Origin of the sequence: Mesorhizobium sp. LNHC252B00 (assembly GCF_000502955.1) — a bacterium.
GTDB lineage: Bacteria > Pseudomonadota > Alphaproteobacteria > Rhizobiales > Rhizobiaceae > Mesorhizobium.
Map to the genome: position 1 here is coordinate 196,648 of NZ_AYWO01000002.1, position 23,374 is coordinate 220,021.

Annotated in this window: 21 protein-coding genes and 3 pseudogenes; 10 read left to right on the forward strand and 14 right to left on the reverse strand. The window is 62.2% G+C overall.

What is annotated here, in order from left to right; genetic code table 11:
- The gene (locus tag X744_RS165705) at positions 1-1,329 is read right to left on the reverse strand and encodes an NAD(P)H-dependent oxidoreductase (protein WP_023757348.1); all 1,329 of its coding nucleotides are present in this window, start codon (positions 1,327-1,329) and stop codon (positions 1-3) included.
- Positions 1,330-1,631: 302 nt separating this feature from the next.
- Positions 1,632-2,165 (reverse strand): TetR/AcrR family transcriptional regulator, encoded by a 534-nt coding sequence (locus tag X744_RS165700; RefSeq protein ID WP_023757349.1) that lies wholly within the window; start codon positions 2,163-2,165, stop codon positions 1,632-1,634.
- Between the two features lie 151 nt (positions 2,166-2,316).
- On the opposite strand from X744_RS165700, the gene X744_RS165695 reads away from it, so the two are divergent.
- Positions 2,317-3,612 carry an efflux RND transporter periplasmic adaptor subunit gene (locus X744_RS165695; protein ID WP_023757350.1) on the forward strand — a complete coding sequence of 432 codons (1,296 nt, stop codon included), beginning with the start codon at positions 2,317-2,319 and terminating at the stop codon, positions 3,610-3,612.
- Positions 3,609-6,692, forward strand: coding sequence for an efflux RND transporter permease subunit (locus tag X744_RS165690; RefSeq protein WP_023757351.1), 3,084 nt, complete (start codon positions 3,609-3,611; stop codon positions 6,690-6,692). Before X744_RS165695 ends, X744_RS165690 begins: the two co-directional genes overlap by 4 nt.
- A gap of 214 nt (positions 6,693-6,906) precedes the next feature.
- On the opposite strand, the gene X744_RS165685 is transcribed toward X744_RS165690, so the two are convergent.
- Positions 6,907-7,368 carry a L,D-transpeptidase gene (locus X744_RS165685; protein WP_023757352.1) on the reverse strand — a complete coding sequence of 154 codons (462 nt, stop codon included), beginning with the start codon at positions 7,366-7,368 and terminating at the stop codon, positions 6,907-6,909.
- A 210-nt stretch (positions 7,369-7,578) separates the two neighbouring features.
- Complete coding sequence (locus X744_RS1000000174320) at positions 7,579-7,911, reverse strand: hypothetical protein (protein WP_198032172.1); 333 nt, start codon at positions 7,909-7,911, stop codon at positions 7,579-7,581.
- A 183-nt stretch (positions 7,912-8,094) separates the two neighbouring features.
- Between X744_RS1000000174320 and X744_RS1000000171405 the strand changes: the two genes are divergently transcribed.
- Positions 8,095-8,262: a hypothetical protein gene (locus X744_RS1000000171405; protein WP_023757353.1), complete on the forward strand. Its 168-nt coding sequence runs from the start codon at positions 8,095-8,097 to the stop codon at positions 8,260-8,262.
- A 72-nt stretch (positions 8,263-8,334) separates the two neighbouring features.
- On the opposite strand, the gene X744_RS165680 is transcribed toward X744_RS1000000171405, so the two are convergent.
- A complete protein-coding gene (locus X744_RS165680; protein ID WP_023757354.1) occupies positions 8,335-9,036 on the reverse strand; it encodes a response regulator transcription factor in 702 nt (233 codons plus the stop codon).
- 45 nt (positions 9,037-9,081) lie between these two features.
- Between X744_RS165680 and X744_RS165675 the strand changes: the two genes are divergently transcribed.
- A complete protein-coding gene (locus tag X744_RS165675) occupies positions 9,082-9,855 on the forward strand; it encodes a response regulator transcription factor (RefSeq protein WP_198032173.1) in 774 nt (257 codons plus the stop codon).
- Between the two features lie 79 nt (positions 9,856-9,934).
- Positions 9,935-12,022: a sensor histidine kinase gene (locus X744_RS165670; RefSeq protein ID WP_023757356.1), complete on the forward strand. Its 2,088-nt coding sequence runs from the start codon at positions 9,935-9,937 to the stop codon at positions 12,020-12,022.
- A gap of 113 nt (positions 12,023-12,135) precedes the next feature.
- Here the strand turns inward: X744_RS165670 and X744_RS165665 are convergent, their stop codons facing one another.
- Complete coding sequence (locus tag X744_RS165665) at positions 12,136-12,546, reverse strand: hypothetical protein (protein ID WP_023757357.1); 411 nt, start codon at positions 12,544-12,546, stop codon at positions 12,136-12,138.
- A gap of 408 nt (positions 12,547-12,954) precedes the next feature.
- Between X744_RS165665 and X744_RS165660 the strand changes: the two are divergent.
- Positions 12,955-13,965: pseudogene (locus X744_RS165660) on the forward strand (aromatic ring-hydroxylating dioxygenase subunit alpha); the annotation flags it as partial.
- A 108-nt stretch (positions 13,966-14,073) separates the two neighbouring features.
- Positions 14,074-14,190: pseudogene (locus X744_RS1000000174935) on the forward strand (Fe3+/spermidine/putrescine ABC transporter ATP-binding protein); the annotation flags it as partial.
- Here X744_RS1000000174935 and X744_RS165655 read toward each other — a convergent pair.
- Genes X744_RS165655 through betI form a run of 3 tightly spaced genes read right to left on the reverse strand, consistent with a single transcriptional unit; the run spans position 14,154 to position 16,426 of the window.
- A complete protein-coding gene (locus X744_RS165655; protein WP_023757360.1) occupies positions 14,154-15,464 on the reverse strand; it encodes a flavin monoamine oxidase family protein in 1,311 nt (436 codons plus the stop codon). The pseudogene X744_RS1000000174935 and the gene X744_RS165655 sit on opposite strands and share 37 nt — an antisense overlap.
- On the reverse strand, positions 15,461-15,709 hold the full coding sequence (locus X744_RS165650) for a hypothetical protein (protein ID WP_023757361.1): 249 nt from the start codon (positions 15,707-15,709) through the stop codon (positions 15,461-15,463). Before X744_RS165650 ends, X744_RS165655 begins: the two co-directional genes overlap by 4 nt.
- 24 nt (positions 15,710-15,733) lie before the next feature.
- Entirely contained in the window at positions 15,734-16,426 is a 693-nt protein-coding gene (gene betI / locus X744_RS165645) for a transcriptional regulator BetI (protein ID WP_023757362.1), read from the reverse strand.
- A gap of 108 nt (positions 16,427-16,534) precedes the next feature.
- Between betI and X744_RS1000000171410 the strand changes: the two are divergent.
- Positions 16,535-16,797 (forward strand): annotated as a pseudogene (locus X744_RS1000000171410) (aminomethyl transferase family protein); the annotation flags it as partial.
- A 2-nt stretch (positions 16,798-16,799) separates the two neighbouring features.
- A complete protein-coding gene (locus X744_RS165640; RefSeq protein ID WP_156938475.1) occupies positions 16,800-17,057 on the forward strand; it encodes a hypothetical protein in 258 nt (85 codons plus the stop codon).
- Between the two features lie 6 nt (positions 17,058-17,063).
- Here the strand turns inward: X744_RS165640 and X744_RS165635 are convergent, their stop codons facing one another.
- The 4 genes from X744_RS165635 to X744_RS165620 form a co-directional block, all read right to left on the reverse strand.
- Positions 17,064-18,122 carry a dipeptidase gene (locus tag X744_RS165635; RefSeq protein ID WP_023757366.1) on the reverse strand — a complete coding sequence of 353 codons (1,059 nt, stop codon included), beginning with the start codon at positions 18,120-18,122 and terminating at the stop codon, positions 17,064-17,066.
- A gap of 143 nt (positions 18,123-18,265) precedes the next feature.
- On the reverse strand, positions 18,266-18,565 hold the full coding sequence (locus tag X744_RS165630) for a GNAT family N-acetyltransferase (RefSeq protein WP_023757367.1): 300 nt from the start codon (positions 18,563-18,565) through the stop codon (positions 18,266-18,268).
- Between the two features lie 3 nt (positions 18,566-18,568).
- Positions 18,569-19,189 carry an alpha/beta hydrolase gene (locus X744_RS165625; protein ID WP_023757368.1) on the reverse strand — a complete coding sequence of 207 codons (621 nt, stop codon included), beginning with the start codon at positions 19,187-19,189 and terminating at the stop codon, positions 18,569-18,571.
- A gap of 4 nt (positions 19,190-19,193) precedes the next feature.
- Positions 19,194-20,126 (reverse strand): VOC family protein, encoded by a 933-nt coding sequence (locus tag X744_RS165620; RefSeq protein WP_023757369.1) that lies wholly within the window; start codon positions 20,124-20,126, stop codon positions 19,194-19,196.
- A gap of 228 nt (positions 20,127-20,354) precedes the next feature.
- Here X744_RS165620 and X744_RS165615 point away from each other — a divergent pair, with 228 nt between their 5' ends.
- Positions 20,355-21,929, forward strand: a complete 1,575-nt coding sequence (locus tag X744_RS165615) for an alkaline phosphatase family protein (protein ID WP_023757370.1) — start codon at positions 20,355-20,357, stop codon at positions 21,927-21,929.
- 42 nt (positions 21,930-21,971) lie between these two features.
- On the opposite strand, the gene X744_RS165610 is transcribed toward X744_RS165615, so the two are convergent.
- Positions 21,972-23,219 (reverse strand): PRC-barrel domain-containing protein, encoded by a 1,248-nt coding sequence (locus X744_RS165610; RefSeq protein WP_023757371.1) that lies wholly within the window; start codon positions 23,217-23,219, stop codon positions 21,972-21,974.
- Positions 23,220-23,374: the final 155 nt, after the last annotated feature.

Here is a 23,374-nt window from a genome sequence, read left to right on the forward strand (position 1 = left end):
TCACGCCTCCACGGACCCGTAGACGAGCTTGTCCTGGCGGGCGCGCAGTTCGGCGATCTTGGAGCCCGCTGCGGGAGCGGCGTTGGCATAGGTGATGAGTTCGCCCTTCTTGATCGACGCGGTGACCGAGCCGCCCTGCAGCAGGCCGCAGGGAATGGCCTTGGCCGCGCGCGCATCCGGCGTCGCCATGATCCAGGCGCGGTAGCAATATTCGCCGATCGCATCGAGTCTCTCGCCGGGCTTCATATCCTTCTTGGCCACCGCGCAGACCTCGGCCACGGGCTTCGCCAGCGGCACCATGTCGGCCTTGCCGTAGAGGACGACGCGGGCGCAGGTCAATGGCACCTCGAGTGAGGTCAGATGATAGGGACGGTGGAACGTGAAGTAGGGGCCTTTGCCCATCTTCAGATCTTCCATGCGCTCGGAGATTCGCGGATGCGACATGTCGGCGACGACGAAGACGCCGGGCGCGACGCCTTTGCCGATCGAATAATCGACGACGCCGACCTTCGACAGCAAGCCGCCATCCTTCTGGGGCACCAGGACCTTGGACAATTCGCCAAGCGTGGCAGTCGGGCCATGCATGCCTGGCTTGTCAGGCACCAGCCCCGTGGCATTGGCGATCGCCGCCATCTCGACCATGGTCTTCGAGCCGTCGACGAATTCGACCAGCATGCGGACATTCATGTGCCGGCGCCTGGCCTCTTCCTCATAGTCCGGGGGGATCGCATCGATGTTAAGCGGATTGTTCTTGCCCTTGCCGGCGGCAACAATCGGGTGCCCCATGGCCGAGACGAACTCGATCAGTTCCATACAGGAGGACGGCTCGTCGCCGGCACCCAGAGAATAGGTGACGCCAAGCCGGTCGGCCTCGCTCTTCAGATAGGCGCCGATGGTGACGTCGGCCTCTACATTCATCATCACCAGATGCTTGCCATGCTCCATGGCGCGCAGTCCGATCTCGGCGCCGACGGCGGGAACCCCGGTAGCGTCTATGACGACGTCGATGAGATCATTGTTGATGACAAGGCTGGCATCGCTGGTGACCGCCACCTTGCCGGCCTCCATTGCCGCCGTCATCGCCGAAGCGTTCGACACTTCGCGCGAATGCCCGGTTTCCTGGAAGGCGATATCCACCGCCTTGGTGGCGGCGGGCAGGTTCAGTTCGGAAATGGCGCCGATCTCGATGCCCGACATATGGGCGACGCGGGTGACGATGTCGGTTCCCATCTCGCCGGAGCCGATCAAGCCGATCCGGATAGGCTTGCCGGTCTTGGCGCGTTCCTCGAGATCGCGGGCAAGGCCCGTCAGCGAAACATTGGAAGCCATACCGCTTTCCTCCCATAATGCAGGCTCGTTCAATTGCCTGACGGGTATTGAACATATGTATTTGTGTCAAGACTAATGTCCAAAATTGCCGGCTTTTAGGTCACTTCCCCGCAATCCCCGCGGGACCGAAAAAGAGGCAGGGAATGGGCAGTTCAGCGGCCACCGCAAGCGAGGTGCGTCCACGACAAGCTGGACACGATGCGCAATCTGATCGCCGGTGATGGCGGTGTCGAGCACCTGACACCGCGATCGTCCTGCGCCGAGACATCGAGCGCGCCGCGAAGTGAGCGCGCTCGGCGCGCCTATCCAGCAATCTCCAGCAAGGACGATACCAGCAAGTCTCGCTCGCCTTTCGACAGGACATCCGAATCGAAGAGGTTCATGCTGCGCAATCCCTCGATGGCGAGATAGCAGACCAGCAGCGATTTGAGGTCGGGCGTTTCGCCCTTCAGCCGTTCGAAAAGCTGCCGCTTGAATGTCTTTATCGGCGTCATGAAATCGGGATCCTCGGCGATAGCCGAGAAGATCCAGGACGCGGACGGCCGTTTTTGCTCGCAATCATTGGCCGACAGCCTGATGTAGACGGCCAGCGGATTTTCGTCCTTGTCATTCGTGCGGGCGGTTTCCAGCGCCTGCTCAAACTCGCGCAGATAACCTTCGACCAGCCCCTGCATCAATTTGGCCTTGGTCGGAAAATTGTAGAGCAGCCCGCCCTTCGATACGCCGGCGCGACTGGCGACCGCTTCCAGCGACAGACTGCCTGGCCCGGACTCCCGTGCGACATCGGCCGCCGCAGCGAGAATTTTCTCGCGCGAGTTCTTTCTTCGGGCTCTCATGGCGCCTCCCATCGCAAGCTTAGGCCCAATTGACAAGACCGTCCAGACGGTACAGTAAGACCGCCGTTATTTGAAATCGGGACCCGCAGTCGATATGTGTCCCGATGTCCGCGCTTCGCGCCGGATTTCGACTAAGGGGACCTCCTTGCTCATGCGCATGCGCATACTCCGTATCTTTATCATCATCCTGGTCCTGGTCGTGCTTTTCGTCGTGGTCGGCGGCATCGTCGGCTTCAACTTCCTGCGCGACAACGGCATCAAGCAGTATTTCGCTTCGATGAAGCCGCCTGCCGCAACCGTTTCGACGACCATCGCCAAACCGTCGACCTGGACGCCGGGTATCGAGGCGATCGGTACGGTCAAGGCGGTGCGGGGCGTCGACCTGACGGTTGAGACCACCGGCATCGTCAAAAGCATCCTTTTCCACGCCAACCAGAAAGTGGCCGACAATGCCGTTCTGCTGCAGCTCGACGACGCCGTCGAGCGCGCCGATCTCGACGCACAGAAGGCACAGGCCGCGCTCGATCAGACATCGCTGGCCCGCGCCATCGAACTGACCAAGCGTGGCGTCGGCTCCGATTCGACGCTGGACACGGCGCGTGCGGCGGCCTCGGCCTCGGCGTCCCAGGTTACAAAACTGCAGGCCGTGCTCGATCAGAAGCAGCTGACGGCGCCTTTCGGCGGCACGGTGGGCATTCCCAAGATCGATATTGGCCAGTATCTGGCGCCCGGCACCGCCGTGGTGACGCTGCAGGATCTCGACACGATGCGGGTCGATTTCTCGGTTCCCGAACAGCAACTCCCGTTGCTCAAGATCGGCCAGACGGTTCGGTTGGGCTTCGGCGGTGAGGACAGGCCGTTTGCCGGTGCCATTCGCGGCATCGACCCGAAGATCGACTCGTCCAGCCGGCTGGTCAATATCAGGGCGGAAGTCGCCAATCCCGACGGCAAGCTGACACCTGGCCAGTTTGTGCAGGTGCGTGTCGAGCTGCCCGAAGAGCAGAACGTGCTGACGCTGCCGCAGACCGCGCTGACCACAAGCCTCTATGGCGACTACATCTTCGTGGTGCAGCCGGCGAAACCAGCCGAGGCGGCCCCGGCAGCGGCAGCCAAGCCGGAGGAAAAGCCCGCAGCGCCTGCAGCGGATAAATCGACGGAGGCCAAACCTGCAGACACCAAGCCAGCCGACGCCATGAAGCCGGCGGACAAGGCTGCCGATTCGGCCAAGCCAGCTACAGAAGGCGAAAAGCGTGCGCTGGTATTGTCGCAGGTGTTCGTCAAGCCGGGTCGCAACAATGCCGGCATGGTCGAGATCGTCCAGGGGCTGAAGGCTGGCGACGAGGTCGTCACCGCCGGTCAGAACCGCCTCTTCAACGGTATGTCCGTCGTTGTGGACAACACTGTCGACCCGACCAAATCGGCGAACAAGCAGGCCGACCAGCAATGAGCGTTTCCGATCTCTTCATTCGCCGTCCTGTCCTTTCGACGGTCCTTGCCTGCATGATCCTGCTCTTGGGTTTCCAGGGCATCTTCAACCTGTCGATCCGGCAGTATCCGAAGGTCGACGAGACCGCGATCACCATTACCACCGCCTATCCAGGCGCCAGCGCCGATCTGATCCAGGGCTTCATTTCCGCCCCGATCGCCCGCGCCGTCGCCTCGACCGAGAACATCGACTACGTCACCTCGTCCAGCCGCCCGTCCTCCAGCACCGTGACGGTGCAGATGAAGCTCGGCTCCAACCCTGACGTTGCACTGACCGAGGTGCTGTCCAAGGTCCAGGGCGTGCGCGGTACCTTGCCGGACGCCTCCAAGGACCCTGTCATCGTCAAGGGCACCGGCCAGCAGTTCGCGATGATGTACATCTCGATGCAGAATCCGAACATGACGAAAGAGCAGCTGACGGAGTACATCGAGCGCGTCATCAGGCCACGCATGTCGACGGTCGAAGGCGTCGCCGACGTGCAGATCTTCGGCGCCCAGGAATACTCGATGCGCGTCTGGATCGATCCGATCAAGCTCGCCGCGCGCGGCGTGACGGCCTCCGAACTGCTGACGGCGATCAACAATTCCAACTTCCTGTCGGCCCCCGGCAATACCGAGAACGAATACGTCGTCTCATCGATCACGGTGCGCTCGACATTGCAGACGCCGGAGGCGTTCGCCGAGCTGCCGCTGCGTTCGACCGACGGCAATGTGGTGCGGTTGCGCGACGTCGCGCGCGTCGAGCTCGGCGCCGAGAACACCGACACCAGGGTCAGCTTTAACGGCAAGCCCGGCACCTTCCTCGCCATCTTTCCGACGCCGGCAGCCAATCCGCTGACCACGGCGGCGGCGCTCACCAAGCTGGTGCCGGAGATTCAGGAGACTCTACCGAAGGGCATGACGATCGAGGTCGTCTACGACGCGACCGAACAGATCAGCGCCTCGATCGAAGAGGTGTTCAAGACCATCGCCGAGGCGGTTGCCATCGTCGTCGTTGTCATCCTTTTGTTCCTTGGCTCCTTCCGTTCGGTGATGATGCCGATCGTCACCATCCCGCTGTCGTTGATCGGCGTCTGTTTCCTTCTGTTTGCCGTCGGCTATTCGATCAATCTTCTGTCGCTGCTGGCCATGGTGCTGGCGATCGGCCTTGTCGTCGACGACGCCATCGTGGTGGTGGAGAACATCCATCGTCACATGGAAGAAGACAACATGCCACCGATGCAGGCCGCGTTCAGCGGTATGCGCGAAATAGCATCAGCCATCGTTGCCATGACCATGACGCTGGCAGCCGTGTTCGCGCCGCTGGCCTTCACCGGCGGCCTGACCGGCGCTCTGTTCCGTGAATTCGCGGTCACGCTCGCCGGCTCGGTGGTGCTGTCGGGCGTCATCGCCATAACCATCACCCCGATGATGTCGGCACGCCTCCTAAAATCCGGCACGCCGGGCCGTTTCCAGCGCATTGTCGACGGCGCCTTCGCACGCGTCGAGCATGTCTATGAACGGGCCGTCACCGGTTCGCTCAACTATCGCCCGTTGACGCTGATCATCGTGCTTGCGCTTGTCGGCGTAACCGGTTTCATGTTCACCAAGACCTCAACCGAGTTGGCGCCGGAAGAAGATCAGGGCTTTCTGCTGTCGATTGTGACAGGGCCACGTTATGCGACGTCCGATTACACCGAGACATACGTCAATCAGATCCTCGGTCTGGTGAAGGATATTCCCGAGACACGGGCGCAGTTCTCGGCTGTCGCCTTCGGCGGCACGACAAACAGCGCCTTTGTCGGCTATGCCTTCAAGGATTGGGCGGAACGCAAGCGCAATTCCAAGGAACTGCAGGCCGACATTACGGCCCGTATCGCCAAAGTCGCCGGCGTCGAGGCCTTCGTCTTCGCGCCGCCGACGCTGCCGGGCTCCGGCGGCGGCCTGCCGATTTCCATGGTGGTGCGATCGACTGGCGGTTCCCCGGAAGTGTACGAGGTGGCCGAGCAGATCAAGAAAAAGGCGCAAGCCTCCGGCCGCTTCATCGTCGTGCAGAATTCCATGGCCTATGACGCACCGGAAGTGACGGTGACCATCGACCGTGACCGCGCCGCGGCGCTGAACCTGCCGATCGCCGATATCGGTCGCACGCTGACACTGCTGGTCGGCGGCGCCGAAGTGGCGCAGTTCGACCGCGACTCCAACAGCTACGACATCATCCCGCAGGTGCCGCAGGAATTTCGCGACAACCCCGACAAGCTCGGCGAATACTTCGTGCGCAGCGTAACGGGCGAGATGGTCCCGCTGTCGGCGGTGGTCAAGATTGCGACCAATGCGGCGCCGGCGGCCATCGAGCAGTTCAACCAGCTGAATTCATCGACGATTTCAGCGCTTCCACTACCCGGCGTCACCACTGGCGACGGGCTGAAGGCGCTGGAGGACATCGCTAGGGAAAGCCTGCCAGACGCCTTCTTCCTCGATTATTCCGGCCAGTCCCGACAGGAAAAGGAACAGGGCAACACCATCCTGATCGCTTTCGCGGCAGCAGTTGTCGTCATCTATTTGGTTCTGGCGGCGCAGTTTGAAAGCTTCCGCGACCCGCTGATCATCATGATGGCGGTGCCGCTGTCGATCTTCGGCGCGATCGTGCCGCTCAATCTGGGTCTCGGCACGCTCAACATCTATACGCAGGTCGGCCTGATCACGCTGATCGGCCTGATCACAAAGCACGGCATCCTGCTTGTCGAGTTCGCCAACCAGCAGCGCGAAATCCATGGCATGCGGCGGCATGACGCCATCATCGCCTCGGCCAAGGTGCGCCTGCGGCCGATCCTGATGACGACAGCGGCGATGGCGCTTGGCGTTGTGCCGCTGATCACGTCCAGCGGCGCCGGTGCCGCGGCCCGCTACTCGATGGGCCTGGTGATCTTCACCGGCATCCTGGTCGGAACCATGTTCACGCTGTTCGTCGTGCCCATGTTCTACACCTTCATCGCCAGCAAGGACCTGCCTCACCTGGCCGAGAAACCGGATCCCAAGCTGATGCCGGCACTGCCGAGCTAAGAGCAATTCCAGGAAAAGTGTGAGACGGTTTTCGGTCCGGAAATGCGTCAAAAAGCGAATTAGAGCCGTTCGCCGTTCCGTGAACGGAGAACTGCTCTAATTGCACAAGAAGTAGCTGGAAACAAAAAAGAGGCCGGGATTGTCCCCGGCCTCTTTTTTCCGATGATCGCTCCACGGCTTCGGCACAATAGACCCGAAGGCAACGACCATCAGGCTACTTGACGATGTCGATGCTGGTGTTGGTCGCCCCGAAGGTTTCGACGAGCTGGTAGAAATCGGCGGCGTTGTCGGGATGCAGTCGCACGCAGCCATGCGAGGCCGGCTGGCCGAGACGCTTGATCGCATAGGTCGCATGCACCGCGTAGCCGCCGCTGAAGAAGACCGAGTGCGGCATCGGTGCGTTGTCGTATTTCTTCGAGTACCACATCTCATGCATGCGCGTCGGCTTGAACGAGCCGGTCGGCGTCACATGGGCGCGGTCGCCGGTGGAAACCTTCCAGGCGAAGGTCGGCCGGCCATCGACCGAGACCTCCATGATCTGATGCGAAAGCGAAACGCGCGCCACTATCTTGTTGGCGGCGTGCGCCACGCCCGGCCCGGCGCCGAACAGAAGTGCGGCACCGGTCAGCACGGCAGCGGTGATGTTGATGAGCTTGGCGGCAATGGCGGTATGCATGATGAAATCCCCTCTCTATGCCGGTCCGGCCGGCTCCAATTCGATGGCTGCTTATCCCGACGTCATGTTTCCAGCAGATTTCGCAAAATCCTCGTTTGTGTTTCGAATCTGTTTCCGCTGGTTAACAAACGCCGCACTTCGTACAGCCGAAAAGAGAGCCAGATCGGCCAGGCGCTAGCGGGGCCAGGGCCACGAACATGGGATCTGCCTCTAAACGAAAGTGCGGATTGGTGGCATACGAAAGAATAGCCGTCGATTTCGAAACCAGATTGCAACAAAGCGCGGCTTCGAGCGGCATGATCCGGATACGGGCCGCAAGCAAAGTTGACGCAACGAAAGCAGCCGGTAACGAAACATGGGAACGAAATCGAACGCTCTGCCCTGGCTTCTCAGGATCGGCATCGCGGCAATGGTCATCGGCGGCATCGGCACGGGTGCCGGCACCCCGCTGGCTAGACTCGGTGCGATGAATTCAGGCGAGATTTCGACATTGCATGCCGCACTGTTTTTCGCCTCGGTCTGGATTGTTTCCAGCCTGCGCATTGTTCGGCTCAAGGCCCTCTGGCGGGTCGGTCTTAGGCTGACGGGTTTGCGCGGCCCCTCCGGCAACTTGCTGCCGAGAGGACCGAAGGCCCGCGCCGCGACGGGGGGTTCCGGGCGGCGCGGGCACTTCGGGGGTGTCCTGAAGCGATCCGCAATACATTTCAATTTTGGGAAACTGCTACGATGAACACGAAATTTGCCGCTTCGGTGCTGTCCGCACTGCTCTACGCACAGGGTCTGCTCGGCTTTGCCGGGCTTGCCACCGTGCTCCTGAGGGACCGCGCCCATGCCAGTGAGCTCACCATGGGCGGCGACATGCCGGTGGGCCCATCACTTCTGCTGGTACGCTGAGCGCCGGGAGCATCGGGCCCAGAGATGGAAAATCCGATGCCCGACAAAAGAGCGAGCGTCAGCGCCCGGCAGTCAGTCGGCGAATTGCCGCGGCGGATCGAACCGGTAACCGGCGCCGCGTATGGTGGTAATGGTTTCGGTATCGAGCTTGCGGCGCAGCCGCACGATGCGCGAATCGATCGAGCGATCGAACGCGTCGGCGTTTTCTGCCGGCGCTGCGGCGATGATATCGTCGCGCGTCAGCACCTTGCGCGGACTGGCCAGGAACAGCCGGAGCAGCGCCACCTGACCCGGCGAGAGCTGTTCTTCCGTGCCGGAGCGATGCATGACCATGGCCGACCTCAGATCGACGGTCGCGTTCTCCAGCACGATCAGTTCCGGGGTGCCCCTGCCGCGTCGCGAAAGCAGGCCGCCAACACGGGCGGCGAGCTCCCTGACATTGAGCGGGCTCTCGACGACGTCGGCCGCCCCAAGCTCCAGCGCCAGTACCTTGTCGACAAGATCGGCCGGCCGGCAGATCAGGATGAAATCCGGTCCGCCCTCGCCGCCCCCGCCTTGGCCGCCATAACGCCGAAGCAGGTCCCGCCCCTCGGCCTGGCTGAGACTGTCGCCGACGACGACGACGTCGATGCCCTTTCCCGACAGCAGCGATTCGGCCTCCCAGGGCTGGCGCGCCTGATGCACATCATGTCCGCGCCGCTCGAGATGGTCGGCGAGCTCGGTCGCGATCACTTCGGCAACGGAGACAAGCGCGATGTTCGATCGTGCGGCCATGTTTTCAAACCGTTCCCTGGCAACCGGATATGAGTGCTGGACATCATGTTTATACCCAATCTACTTTCCACTGAAAGTGGGAGCGAAAACATCGTGCGGGCAAGAATTGTCATCGTCGAGGATGAGCCCGACTTGAGGGATGCGGTCGCCGAATATCTTGGCGCCGCGGGCTATGACGTGGTCACCGCCGAAAGCGCTGCCGCCGCACGCAGCCTCGTTGAAACGCAGTCGTTCCATCTCGCCATCCTCGACATCGCCATGCCCGGCGAGGACGGCCTCTCGCTCGGCCGCTGGCTGCGCTCGAAACTGCCGATCGGCATCATCTACGCGACCGCCGCCGGCACCGCGCTCGACCGTATCGTCGGGCTGGAACTCGGCGCCGACGACTACATCGTCAAACCCTACGAATTGCGCGAAGTGCTGGCGAGGGTCCGCAGCGTGTTGCGCCGGGTTCCCCAGCCGCAGGAGCTTCAGGACAAGAAGGCCAGGACGGATCGTCGTTCCGTTGCATTCGGCCCTTTCCAGGCCGATCTCGACGGCAGGCTGGTCACCGGCGCCAACGGCACGGTGGTCGACATGGCCAAAAGCGAATTCGACGTGCTGGAGGTTTTCCTGACCCGCGCCAACCGGCTGCTGACCCGCGCCGCGATCTCCGAGGCGATCGGCTTCACCGAAGATCCGGATTCATCGCGCGCGGTCGACATTCGCATCATGCGGCTGCGCAAGAAGATCGAGACCGATCCGGCCAACCCGAAATTCCTGCGCACGGTGCGCGGAGAGGGTTATATCTTCTCGCTGCCGACCGGCGACGGCAACTGAGCTCCGAGGCCAGTGGGGTTCGGATTCGCAGCTGTTGCTCGCTGATCGAATTGGCACGGTTCCGGAATGGCGGCAGAAGATGATCGCTGAAGCAGCAAGCACGGATATGCAGGGGTTCAGGCAGGGCGCGGCAATGGCGGCAGTCCGCGTCGTTCGCCGACTGCGTGAGGCCGGAGACTGGCAGCGCGAGATGGACGGCATCCTGGAAACGCTCTGCCGGGCGATAGATTGCCAGCGTGGCATCCTGTTTCGCTTGCGCGAGCTGCCTGGCCAGGGTTTCGCCCAGTCCGTCGCCGCCTACTGGATCGACCCTCTCTTTGGTGGCGAACTGGCGTCGCCGACCGTCATCGTGCAGTCGATCGTCAATTCGGATCCGCTGCTGGAGCGACTGGCCGAGGACGAACGGCAAGGCAAGATCTTCGCCGGGCATACGCGCGATCTCGAGGGCTTTCTGAGAGCCGATTTCGAAAAGCAGAACATCAAGTCTTTCCTGTCGGTGTCGGTCTTCGCGCACGGCCATCTGTGGGGCACGCTGGCGGTCAACGATTGCGTCAACGAGCGTAAATGGACCGATGAGGAAGAGGCGACGCTGCACATCATCGCGCTCGCCATCGGAGACGCCATCGAACGCTCGCCCTCCGAAGCCCATGCCAGCGAGGTCATCCGCCGCACCATGCTGCAGGCCTCCCTCGATGCCATCGTCGTCATCGACGAGACCGGCTCGATCATCGAATTCAATCCGGCCGCCGAGAAGATGTTCGGCTTCCAGCGCAGCGACATCCTCGGCAAGGACTTGCTCGATACCATCGTGCCTATCTACTACCGAAAGGGCTATGCTTCGGGGGCCGAATACATGACCGGCCGCGGCGCGCCAATGGTCGGCCAACGGCTTGAGACGGTGACCCAGAACTCAGCCGGCGAAGTGTTCCCGATCGAGCTGACGGCGACCGAGATGCGGGTCGCCGACCGTCGCCTGATTTTCGGCTCCATCCGCGACCTGCGCGATAAATTGCGCGCCGAGGAGGAGATCGGCCGTCAGCGCGAGAAGCTGCACCAGAACGAAAAGATGGCGGCGATGGGTTCGTTGCTGGCCGGCGTGTCGCACGAGCTCAACAACCCTTTGGCCGTGGTGGTGGCGCAATCGACGCTGCTGCACGAATTCGCCTCCGATCCGCAGACCAAGGTGCGCGCCGAGAAAGTACGTGCCGCCGCCGAGCGCTGCGGCCGCATCGTCAAGAGCTTCCTGTCGATGGTCCGGCTTCATCCCGCGGCACAAGCCGAGACCGACCTCAACCAGGTGATCCGGGCGGCGCTGGAAGTGACCGCCTATGGCGCGCGCTCAAGCGGCATCATCATCGACACCGACTTCGCCGCCGGCCCGCTGCTGGCCATGGCCGACGCCGACCATGTGACGCAGGTGGCCGCCAATTTCCTTATCAACAGCCAGCATGCCTTGGCTGGCATTGCCGGCGATCGGCTGATCAAGGTGAGGACGTTCCGCAGCGACCGGGGTCATCCCTGCTTCTCGGTCGAAGACAATGGGCCCGGCGTGCCGGAAGCGATCCGCAGCCGCATTTTCGAATCTTATTTCACCACCAAGCCGGTTGGCGTCGGCACGGGCATCGGCCTGTCGATCTCGAAATCCATCATCGAGCGGCACAATGGCAATGTCTGGTTCGAGGAAGTGATCCCGAGAGGCGCGCGTTTCGTCGTCCAGTTGCCGGCCATTGTGGCCGGCCTCGCCACTACAGGCGACAACCAGCCGCGATCCAGCGGCCTGCGCCATGCCCTGATCATCGACGATGAGCCGGATGTCGCCGGCTCGCTCTCCGATATTCTCGAACTGATGGGCATCAAGTCGCGGATCGTTCCAGTCTGGGAATCGGGTGCGGCCACCTTGAGCGGCCACATGCCGCCTGACATCGTCTTTTCGGACCTGCGCATGCCCGGCATCAGCGGCATATCGATCTATCGCGAGTTGCTTGCCGAAAAGACTGACCTGGCACGGCGTTTCGTGCTGGTCACCGGCGACCTTATCGGCGCGAAAGCCGAAATCGAGGCCTTGCCGGCACATCAGCGGCCGGAGATCCTCGAAAAGCCATTCAGCACGCTGGATGTGCGCAGCGTACTGTCGGCCATTGCCGAGCAGGCGATGACAAAAGGATAAAAAGGGGCCCCCGACTTGCGGCGGGAGCCGAAGGGAGCGCTGAGGAGCGCTCGGGGAGGTCAGAGCATGATCCCCAAACGGGAACCTGTTTCGGAATCATGCTTCGACAGAAATCAGAAAATGTTCGGCGTGTCGGTCAATGGCGCCGCGTTGGCGATCATGCGGATCGCGCGGGTCTTGTGCACTCCGGACTGCTCGGCGATGGCGCGGAGGCAATCGATGCTCTCGGCGCCCCAGGCTTGGCCCTTGCAGGCGAAGTCGGTCACCGGGATCGGCAGACGTGCGGTCTTGGTCGTCGTCTGCGCGCCCTCGATCAGGTTGGCCGGCGGGTTTAACGAAGCGAAGGCTGGCCCGATTGTCGGCGTGAACGCCATGCCGACGAAGGCGCAAGCAGCCAGCACCATGAACATCGCCATGGGATGGTCGCTGGCCCGCTGGCGCAGCGCCAGTTTCGGACGGCGGTCATTGCGCTCTGGAGCCTGGAGGCGGCGTCCGCCGCGGATCGTCTGGATTTTCGCATACATTGCCTTCCCCTTCGCTGAGTTTCTTTTTTGGTGATGAAACGAACTTAGCCGCGCTTTGTAACAAGGCAAGGTGGACGCAAGACCAGCAATGTAACGAGTTTGAAACGGCATTTCGGGCAAAACCGGGCAAAGTCGGGCACTCATCCGCCCCATTCCGACAGCGACTTTCGACCGATTCCAGCCGATTCCTCTGAAAAGCGCCCTCGTGCTCCGCTCCGATGGTTCACGAAGTCCGGTCCAGACCGCGCCCTGAAACCCCGACTAACACCCGGATTCTTCGGGACTTTCCGGGCCGCCAGCAGCGCGGATTTTGCCGCCGGAGGCCTCGCGGATTCTGCTGGGAATCCAGCCCGTTTTGCACAAACCATTGCATTTCAATGCAAAATATGCTTGTATTGAACAAGTATTGAGCGTGCCCTGATCGTGCGCGGCAAGGATGGCGTCGTGCGCGGTTTCAACAATATGTGCCGCCACCGCGGCAGCCGCGTCGTCGCCGAAAGCCAAGGCAATTGCAAGAATGCGCTGGTCTGCCCGTTCCATGGCTGGGTCTACAATCTCGACGGCACGCTGCGCGGTGCCGCACGCCCGCGCTCCTTCCCCGACCTCGACAAGACCGAATTCGGCCTCATGCCGCTCGATCTGGAAGTCTGGATGGGCTTCATCTTCATCCGTTTCCGCAATGGCGGGCCGCAGCCCTCGGTTGCCGAACTGATGAAGCCGATCGAGCCCGAATTCGCGCACTACAGCGCCGCCGACATGGTGCCCTCCTGGGGCATCTGGACGCAGAAGAGCCCGGTCAACTGGAAGTCGGTACGCGATGTCGACAATGAAGGCTATCACGTCGCCATGGCGCATCCTGCGTTGCAGGACCTCTATGGCGCCACCTATTTCGACGAGCCCTTCATCAACGGCGTGTCGCGCTCATTCGCCACTTACAACCCGCATGCCGGGCGGCGCTGGAGCGTCAAGAACTACGTCAAGATCGCGCCGGAGCCGGCGCATCTGCCCGACTACCTGAAGAAGGCCTGGGTCTATTATGGCATCTTCCCCAACGCGGTCATTTCGATGATGCCGGAATCGGTGCAGTTCTATCAGGAGTTTCCGCTGTCGACGGGCGAGACGCTGCTGCGCGGCGCCGTCTACCGCTACCGCGACGAAAGCCGCAAGCAGGCCGCCGCCCGCTACCTCTCTTTCCGCATCGACCGCGACACCATGTCGGAAGATGTGCAACTCTCGGTGTGGTCGAACGAATCCATGCTGTCCGAAGCCTTCGAGGGTTTTTATCTCTCCGACCTCGAATACGGCGTGCGCACCCACCACGACCATCTGCGCAAGATGCTGCCGGTGCTGGGCTTGGAGACCGCGCCCGAGGAGAAGGACATGTGGAATTTGAATGACGCGCTGAGGTCGAGGTCGTAAGGGCAGACGACGATGAGCGCTCCTCTCCCTGTAGAACGGGAGAGGGGAGCTATCCCCATCAAGCACATGTTGATCAGCGGCCGGACCAGCAGGCCGAGCTCATGCGAGCTCCTGCGACCGCTATCGGTGACCGAAACCAACGATTTCGGCGCCGACGACACCCCGGTCGGGACCTCGATCCGCCTCGCCTACGATCCCGAGGCTTTGGTAGCGATTTCCGACTGAAGCTCGGCGATCACCCTTCGCGCAGCGATCCGTCCGGCAATGATGGCGCCTTCGACATAGCCCGGAAATGACGGCGACAGTTCCGAACTGGCGAAATGCACGGGTGGCGCGCCGGCCAGGATGATGCGCTCGGCGTCGGTCGCATCCATGTCGACGATGAGGTCGCTGTAGCCGCCGACGCCGCCGAGGTCGTCGAACCAGTATCGGACGGCAAGGCCGATCCACTTTGCAGCTTCCGGACCGAGCGCTGCAACGAGACGCGCCGCAATTCTGGTGCGGAGGCCTTCCTGTCCAAAGCCACGCCATTCGATGGCCGATGGACCGCCGATGAAAACCGCCAGCGCCGGATGATCGTCATCCTTGCTGGCGTCGCAGGCAAACAAACCTGGCTGGTCACGCCACATCACCATGCCGCTCAGGCCCTTGGCTCGCCAGAAGGTGGTGGGATAGCGCAGCAGCATCTTGATCACCGTCCCGCTGCGCCAGACGCCAAGTGCTTTCTCCAGAGCCGCCGGCAGTGGCGGCGAATAATCTATCCTCGAGGCCATGACCGGCGGCACGGCGACGAGCAGACAACGAGCCTCTATCGAACCCGCGCTGGTATGGGTGGACACGCCATTTGCGCCTTGCTCGATGCGCGTGACATGCGCGCCAAGCCGCACCCGGGCGCCCAGTTCTTGAGCCAAATCCTCCGCCAGCGAATGCATGGTCTCTGCGAGAAAATATTGCAGCTCCGACACCTCGTTGGTGATACGGCGATCATTGTCGATGAGATGCCAAAGCGGCAGCTTCTCCAGCGCCTGGCACCACAGACCTTCGATCATTGAGCGAAACGCTGCCTTGGCGTCCTTGGGGTCGTCCTGGCGATCGAGCCAGGCGGCGACTGACAAGCCGGCGATATCAGTATCACCAGGCGCGATCGCGTTCATGCGATCGCGGATCGCCATCGAGCCGACATAGGTTCGTTCCGCCTCCCCCGCAGACATAGCCGGCTGGGCGACGAATTCGCCGTCTACATAGGTCTCGACCAGCGTCTTGCCGTGCTCCTCGACCAACGCCATCAGCGCCGGCATATCCTCGCACAGGAACTGACCGCCGCTGTCGACACGCTCGCCGTCGCCGATCGCCATGGACTCGACCCGCCCGCCGACGCGATCGCGGGCTTCGAGCAGAACGAAATCGATGCCGGCTGCCTTGAGCGCAAGCGCTGCCGACAGGCCGGTGAAGCCGGCGCCGACGATGACGACATCGGTTCTTTCCTGTTCGCTCTTCAATAGCCGGCCTCGATCTTCTCGAACTCTGCCACCCTGCGCTGCTTGAACTCCGGCGCCACCGGCTGCTGGAACAGCGTGTTGTCGAAAAACTTATCGAGATTGTCGAAGTCACGCTCGACGAGCGCTGTGTGGTCGATCGCCGCCATGCCGGAGCATTTGCCATGGCCATAGCCCAAGGTCTTGACCAAGTGGTCCGACACGCCGGGCGCCAAGCTCACCGTCAGGCCTCGGGTCAGTATCTTCATCGCCGTTCCATCCTCTGTCGTTTTCTATGGTTCCGTCGCGCCGGCGGCCTTCCACGGAAAGTGCCTGGGGAATGCGGCCGACAGGAATTCATTGGCCGCCTGCAACGCGATCTCCCGGGTGGTGTCCTCGGTTCCCATCGTCAACCGCAGCCACAGCCCCTCCAGCATGGCGCTGAGTGCCAGGGCCATGACCTGCGGCTCATACGCATAATCGCCGCTCTGCTTGAGCGTCGCGCACAGGTCGATGAATATGGTCTGATAGACGGCATCGCGCGCATTGCTCAGCGCCTGGTAGTTCGGCCGCGACTTGGCCTCGCCCCAGAAGGCGCACCAGGCGGCGAGCTTGCGCTTGTTGCAGATCGAACGGTCGAAATCGGCGGAGACCAGGGCATGAAGCTGATCGGCGGGGTCATCGCCTGCCTTCTGCAAGGCATTGCGCCAGTGCGCCGAATACTCGTCATACATATGTTGCAAGGTCGCGATGAGCAGCTTCTCCTTGCTCTCGAAATGGAAATTGACGATGCCGCGCGACAGGCCGGCGCCATCCGCGACATCGGCCATCGTGGTTTCCGAATAGCCGCGCTTGGCTAGGGAATCGATCGTCGCCTCGATGAGCTGATGCTGCCTGACCTCCTTCGAGGCCTTGCGCCCGCGCTTTTCGGATTCGGCTTTCCGCGCCGATTCAACGAGGGCCTCCTTGGCGACTGCTGTCTTCATGGGTCTGATGGTCTCCAGCATCGCCGGCTATTCAACCGGCTTTCGACCGCAAAGTCAGTGGGACGGTGCTCACCACTGTCAAGCACCTTCTGCATGACTTCCCAGGTTCGCAGGCTGCGCCATGTCCTTGTCGGGCTGGAGATCGAAGACAACACCCCGGCCGAACACTCCATCGCCTACCACGATGGCCAAGGGCAACATCGCCATCGCTGGCGCGGCCATGTGGTGATACTATGGCTGGCGACCTCTGGGTCGAGATCTACGCCATGCGCGAGCTGCAGTACCAGAAACTGATGAAGCGGGCCAAGGTGGTGGCACGGCCGTTCATCAAGCTCGACCGCCGCGCCGCCAATCCGCCGGCGGATTTCTGATCATGGACGACGCCGACAAGCCTGGAGAAGATGGGGAAGCCGCCGAGCAGTGGGCGCTCATCAACACGCCCCTCGGCGAAAAGTGGTCAGGCCGCACGCGGTATGCCGCCGCCATGTTCTTCTACAAGCGCAACGAGATGAGCGCCGAGACGCTTGAAGTCTACCGCATTTGCGCACGGCTCGATTTCGAAAATCCGCTGCCGATCATCCGTGATCGCGGGATCGGCAGCGATTGGTTGAAGCGCATGGGCTTCCAATAGATCGCTCTAACCTATCGTCTTCTCGAGCATGTTGAGCCAGTTGCGATAAGCGATCTTCTCGATCAGCGCGTGGCCGAAGCCACGCGCTGCCAAAGCATCGATCAACTTCGGCAGGCCAGCGACGTCGCCGATAGCCGCCGGGATCATGGCGCCGTCGAAGTCCGAGCCGAGGCCGACGCCGTCCTCACCCAAAGCCTGCAGCAGCGAATCGACATGGCGCACCATGATGTCGAGGCTGGTGTCGGCATTCATCCGGCCGTCCTCGCGCAGGAAGCCGGTGGCGAAATTCAGTCCGACCATACCGCCGGATTCGCGGATCGCACCGAGTTGCCAGTCGATGAGGTTGCGCGAATGGCCGCTGATCGCATGCACGTTGGAATGGGTGGCGACCAGCGGCGCATCGCTAAGCGCGGCAACATCGCGAAAACCTTTTTCGTTGAGATGCGAGAGATCGATCATGATCTTCAGCTGGTTGCAGGCCTTGACCAGTGCCTTGCCGGCATCGGTCAGGCCGGGCCCTGTGTCGGGCGAGGAGGGGAAGCGGAACGGCACGCCGTGACCGAAAGCATTAGGCCTGCTCCAGACGATGCCGAGCGAGCGCAGGCCGGCCTGATGCAGCACGTCGAGCATGGTAAGCTCGGGATCGATCGCTTCGACCCCTTCGATATGGAACACAGCTGCGATCGAGCCTTGCGCCATGGCATTGCGCACGTCGCCCGCGCTGCGGCAGACGGTGAGAGCTCCGGCCCGTTCCAGCCGGAACAGGATCGAGGCCATCGCGATCGTCGAGGTTAGCGCATCACTACGCGGAACCTCGGGCGGCAGCGGCTCCGCATCGCTCGGAGCCAGGGGCACGGGGCTGCGCCTGGATTTCTCGACGGGCGGCGGAAAGATGGCGAACATGCCGCCGGCAAAGCCGCCGGCCTTGGCACGCGGCAGGTCGATATGGCCGCCCGATTTTCCCTCTATGAACAGCTTTTCGACATCCGCGTCTTTCGACTGATAAAGTCTGAGCAACGTATCGTTATGGCCGTCGAAGACGGGAACGAGGTCGGTTTCGGTCATGGGGGATCATTCGGTTCGTTTGTCGGCGATGTGGCTGCTGTAGATCATATCTACTTAGGCAGGATGCGCCACCCGGGCAAATGCCAAAGCCACCCCGGTGAGACTGCAGCCGCTTGCCACGCCGTTTGCGAACAACGATATCCCTACTTCTTCAGCACGTCGGCCCATTCCTGGTGGCGGCGGAACTGGGCGTTGGCGAACGGGCAGAGAGGAATGATTTTCTTGCCCGCTGCACGCGCATCCTCGACGGCGCGGGTGACGAGCCGAAGCCCGGCACCCTGGCCGCGAAACGCGTCCGGCACCTCGGTGTGGTCGATGATGATCTGGTGCTCGCCAATCTTGGTGAAGGTCATTTCGGCCTCGGCGCCACCGGGCCCGCGCAGGACATAGCGCCCCTTGGAACCGCGATCCTCCAATTCGATCTCAGGCAGTTGGTCAGGCATCGCTTACACTCCTTGGGTGGCGCCGGCGAAGAGCCGCCGCGCCGCTTCGATCTCGTTTGGCCGCACCTCGTGCCCGCCTTCATGCCACTCCACAGTGACATCGGCACCATCGGCACGCAAATAGGCTTCGAGCCGCGTCGTCAGGTTCGGCGGGCATATCGGATCGCGCTTGCCGGCGGTCAACAGAATATGACGGCCCGCGAGGCTGCCCTTGACCTTCGGTTCGAACGGGATGAGCGGATGCATCAGCACTGAGGCGTCGAACCGCGCCGGTCTGGCAAAAATAACGGAGGCCAGGATGTTGGCGCCGTTGGAGTAGCCGAGGCCGAGCACGGCCGACGGCTTCGCCGCCTCGACATGCGCCTTGACGAAGCCCGCCATCTTGTCCGTCGCCCGTGCCAGATCGTCCATGTCGTAGACGCCCTCGCCGGTGCGGCGAAAGAAGCGCGCGGCACCTTGTTCCGACACGTCGCCCCGCGGCGAAATGATGGTCGCCTGCGGCGCGAGATCGCGCCCCAGCGACAGAAGCTGGTTCTCATCGGCTCCCGTGCCATGGAGGACGAACAGCAGCGGACCGCCCGGCGAACCGGGCAGCAGCTTGTGGACGTACGCGTCCTTGCTCATGAGCTCAGCCTTCCAGTTTCTGCAGATGCTGTTCGAGATGGGATCGCAGGTGCTGATGCTGCGTCGGCAGCTTCAACGCCTCGCCGAGATGAGCGGTATCCTCGTCGCGATCGAAGCCTGGCTCGTTGGTGGCGACTTCGAACAGCACGCCACCCGGCGTGCGGAAATAGATCGCCCAGAAATAGTCGCGATCGATCACCGGCGTCACCCCATAGCCGGTGTCCATCAACGCCTTGCGCACTTCGAGCTGCTTGGCGCGGTTCTCGACCGCGAAGGCGACATGGTGGACGGAGCCGGCGCCCAGATCGGCGAAGGCGGCGGTCGGCAGCGATTCGATGTCGACGACATCGGCGCCGTTGCCGTTCTTCACAGCGAGCCGCCTGACATTGCCTGATTTCTCGATCTCCTCGTAGCCCATGAATTTCAAAAGCTCCTCGGTAGCGCCGCCATCCTTCAGACGCAGCGACACCGAGTGGAAGCCGCGGATCGCCTCATCAACGGGAATGCCGCCTTTCGCCCATGGCGCTCTGCTGTCCGCCTTGTCTTCGACCAGCGCGAAGCCATCGCCATCGGGGCCTGCAAAGGCCAGACGCTTCTCGCCGAACGTCACTTCGCGCGACACGCCGGCGACGCCCTCATCGGCAAAACGCTTTTCCCAATAGTCAAGCGTACCCTCCGGCACCGAATAAACCGTGGTACCGACTTCGCCGACGCCATGCCGGCCCTTTCCGATGTTGGGGAACGGGAAATAGGTCATCACCGAACCGGGCGTGCCTGTCTCGTCGCCATAATAGAGGTGGTAGACATCGGGCGCGTCGAAGTTGACGGTCTTCTTGACTCGGCGCTGGCCGAGCTTCTGGGTGAAGAACTCATTGTTCTGCCGGGCATCCCTGGCCATCGAGGTGACGTGATGCAGGCCCTTGATCTGGTCGAGCATTGTCTTGCTCCTTCCCTTGGTGCTTGTGCGGCCCTCGCCGCTGTCCACGCCAATATGAGGACGCGGGCGCTTAAGGCAAAGGCGGCAAACACAGAATGGACTGTGTTGTATAAGTGAACAATTCATGGGGAACCGTTCACCAAACGACTCACAAGACAGACTTGCGCCGTCGGCAGAATTCGGTTCCATGAGCGGCGTTTTCGAGCATCCGGACAGGGGGTATCGCGAGTGACTGGGAAAACCAGGCGGCCTAACATTCTGCTGATCACATGCGACCAGTGGCGCGGCGATTGCCTGTCGGCCGCGGGCCACCCGCTCGTGAAGACGCCGAATGCCGATGCGCTGGCCGCGGAGGGTGTGCTGTTCAAGCGGCACTATGGCGGCGCGGCGCCCTGCTCGCCGGCCCGCGCCTGCCTCTACACTGGCCTCTACCAGATGAACAACCGCGTCTGCCGCAACGGCACGCCGCTCGATGCCAGCCACGGCAATATCGCGCTGCATGCGCGCGGCCTGGGCTACGATCCGACGCTGTTCGGTTACACCGACGTCTCGCTCGATCCACGCTTGCTGGCGCCGGGCGACCCGCGGCTGCAAAGCTATGAAGGCGTGCTGCCGGGCTTTGCGGTGCGCCAGTTGCTGCCTGAACATCAGAAACAGTGGCTTTCCTGGCTGAAGCAGCGGGGCATCGACATCAGCGCCGGATCTCCCGACATCCACCGCCCGGTGGCCCAAGGCAAGGCCAGCGCATCCGTCAGCAACGCGCCGCCTGTTTACGCCAGGAACGAAACTCCAGCCGCCTTCCTGACCTGTGAATTCACGCGCTGGCTCGGCGAGCAGCAGGACGCGGCGCCTTGGTTCGCGCATCTTTCCTTCATCAGCCCGCACCCGCCCTTCATCGTCCCGGAGCCCTACAACACGATGTATGATCCGGGCGACGGGCCTTCCTTCCAGCGTGCGGCAAACTGGCAGACAGAGGCTGAAAGCCATCCCTATCTCGCCTTTGATCTAGGCCGGCAGAAGCAGATGAAATTCCGTCCCGACGCCAAGGGCAAGGTGCACGACTGGAACGAGGACGACTTTCGCCGCATCCGTGCGATCTATTACGGCATGATCTCCGAGGTCGACGCGCAGCTCGGTCGCATCTGGCAATCGGTCAAGGCCGCGGGCGCGTGGGACGACACCATCATCGTGCTGACATCGGACCATGCCGAAATGATGGGCGACCATTTCATGCTCGGCAAGGGCGGCTACTTCGACGGCAGCTATCACATTCCGCTGATCATTCGCGACCCGCGCCACGCCCAGGCCGCCGGCGGCAGCGTCGATCGCTTCACCGAAGCTGTGGACATTTTGCCGACGCTTCTCGATCTGCTCGGCGAAGCACCCGCGCCGCATCTCGACGGATACTCGGTGAAGCCGTTCCTGGACGGCGGAAGCCCTCCGGACTGGCGCGATGCCGCGCACTGGGAGTTCGATTTCCGTTCGATCGCCGATGGTGAGGCTGAACGGCATTTCGGCATCGCCTCACGCCAGTGCAACCTCGCCGTCATCCGCACAGAAAAATTCAAATATGTGCATTTCGGTGGCGGCCTGCCGCCGCTGCTGTTCGATCTGGAAAATGATAGGGGCGAGTTGAACAATCTGGCCGCCGATCCAGCCTATCTCATCGTGCGGCTGGAGTTCGCCGAACGGCTGCTTGCCTGGCGAGCCGAACATCTCGACCAGTCGCTGGCACTGGCAGAACTGACCGAGCACGGCGTGGTTGGTCACATAGCCTGGAGTGGTAAGGGAATAGGGCAGTAAGGCGAACCGGTACGTCGACGGTCCAGCCCTACTGCCTGTTGCCTACCTCATGATCATGCGCTGCTGATCGCGCTTTTGGGCATAGCTGCCTTTGTCATAGGCGGTTTGAGCCTCAAGCTGTTGCTTGGTGAAGGTCGTGTAGAGATACCTCTTGCCGTTCTTGTCGGTCATGAATTTGAGATTGTCCATGCCGACCGCGACTTCCTTCGCGCCAATGCCGAGGAAGCCGCCGACATCGACGATCACTGCATCGGGTTTTTTGTCGGGGGTCAAGACGACGTCGCCGATCACGCCGACCTTGGCGTCGTTGGCACCGTAGACGGTGGTGCCCTTCAGATCGTCGACGCGGATCTCACCAACCGGCATTTCCGTCAGCGCAGACTTGTCGATGGCTGCGGTCTTTGTCTGGTCGGGTGCCGTCGCGGCGGCCGGTGCGGTTGCTGGAGGCGCATTGGAAGCCGTCGTTGCCGGCAGCGGATCATAGGCCTTGCGGTTGAAATCCGGCTGCGCCTGCAGCTCTTCCTTGGTGGTCTGGGCCACCAGCCAGCGATCGCCGTTCCTCTCGGCCCATTTGGCCTTGTTGAAATCATAGGGGACGTTCTTGGCCCCTATACCAAGGAATCCGCCAACGCCGATGATCAGGGACTGCGCTTTGCCTTCCTTGGTCAGAACGATGTCGTTGACACTGCCGATGTTCTGCGCGTCATCGCCGGTGCCGTTGTAGACGGTTTCGCCAATGATGTTGGTGGCAAGATTGCCGTCGGCGCGCTTCACGGGTTCCGTCGGAGCGGCGTTCATGTCGACAGGCTTTTGCGCGGTATCCGTCGTCGCAGGTGCTGTTGGCGCCGCAGTCGGAGCGGCAGGCGCAGGAGCGTAGGGTTTCGTGTCGAATTCAGCCTGCGCAGTCAACTCTTCCTTGGTGGTCCGGGCAACCAGCCAGCGGTCGCCGTTCTTTTCGGCCCATTGCAGTTTGTCATAGTCGAACGCGACATTTTTCGTGCCTACACCCAGAAAGCCGCCCACGCCTATGATGACGGATTTCGCCTGCCCATCCTTGTCGAAGACGACGTCAGTGACTTTGCCGATATTCTCGGCATCATCGGCGGTGCCGTTGTAGACGGATTCGCCGATGATGTTGGTGACGATGCTGCCCTCTGCGCGCACTGGAGCGGCGCCTGGCTGCTGAACGGCAGGACCGGTCGCTGGCGCCGGGGCTGTCGTGCTCTGCGCGTAGGCCCCGGTCGCGACCAGCGCTGCGAGTGCGGTCGTGGCTAAGAGGTTGCGGGTCATGATGTTCTCTCCTCGTGCCTGATTTCGTGCACGCCACGCATCGTCGCTAAAGGCGATCGGACGCGGCGTCTTTTACAGCTTCACAACGTCGTGAGCATGCTGTTGTTCCGACAAAAAGCGCGGGGCATCCGTGCCAGAATCACCGGGCGATGTGC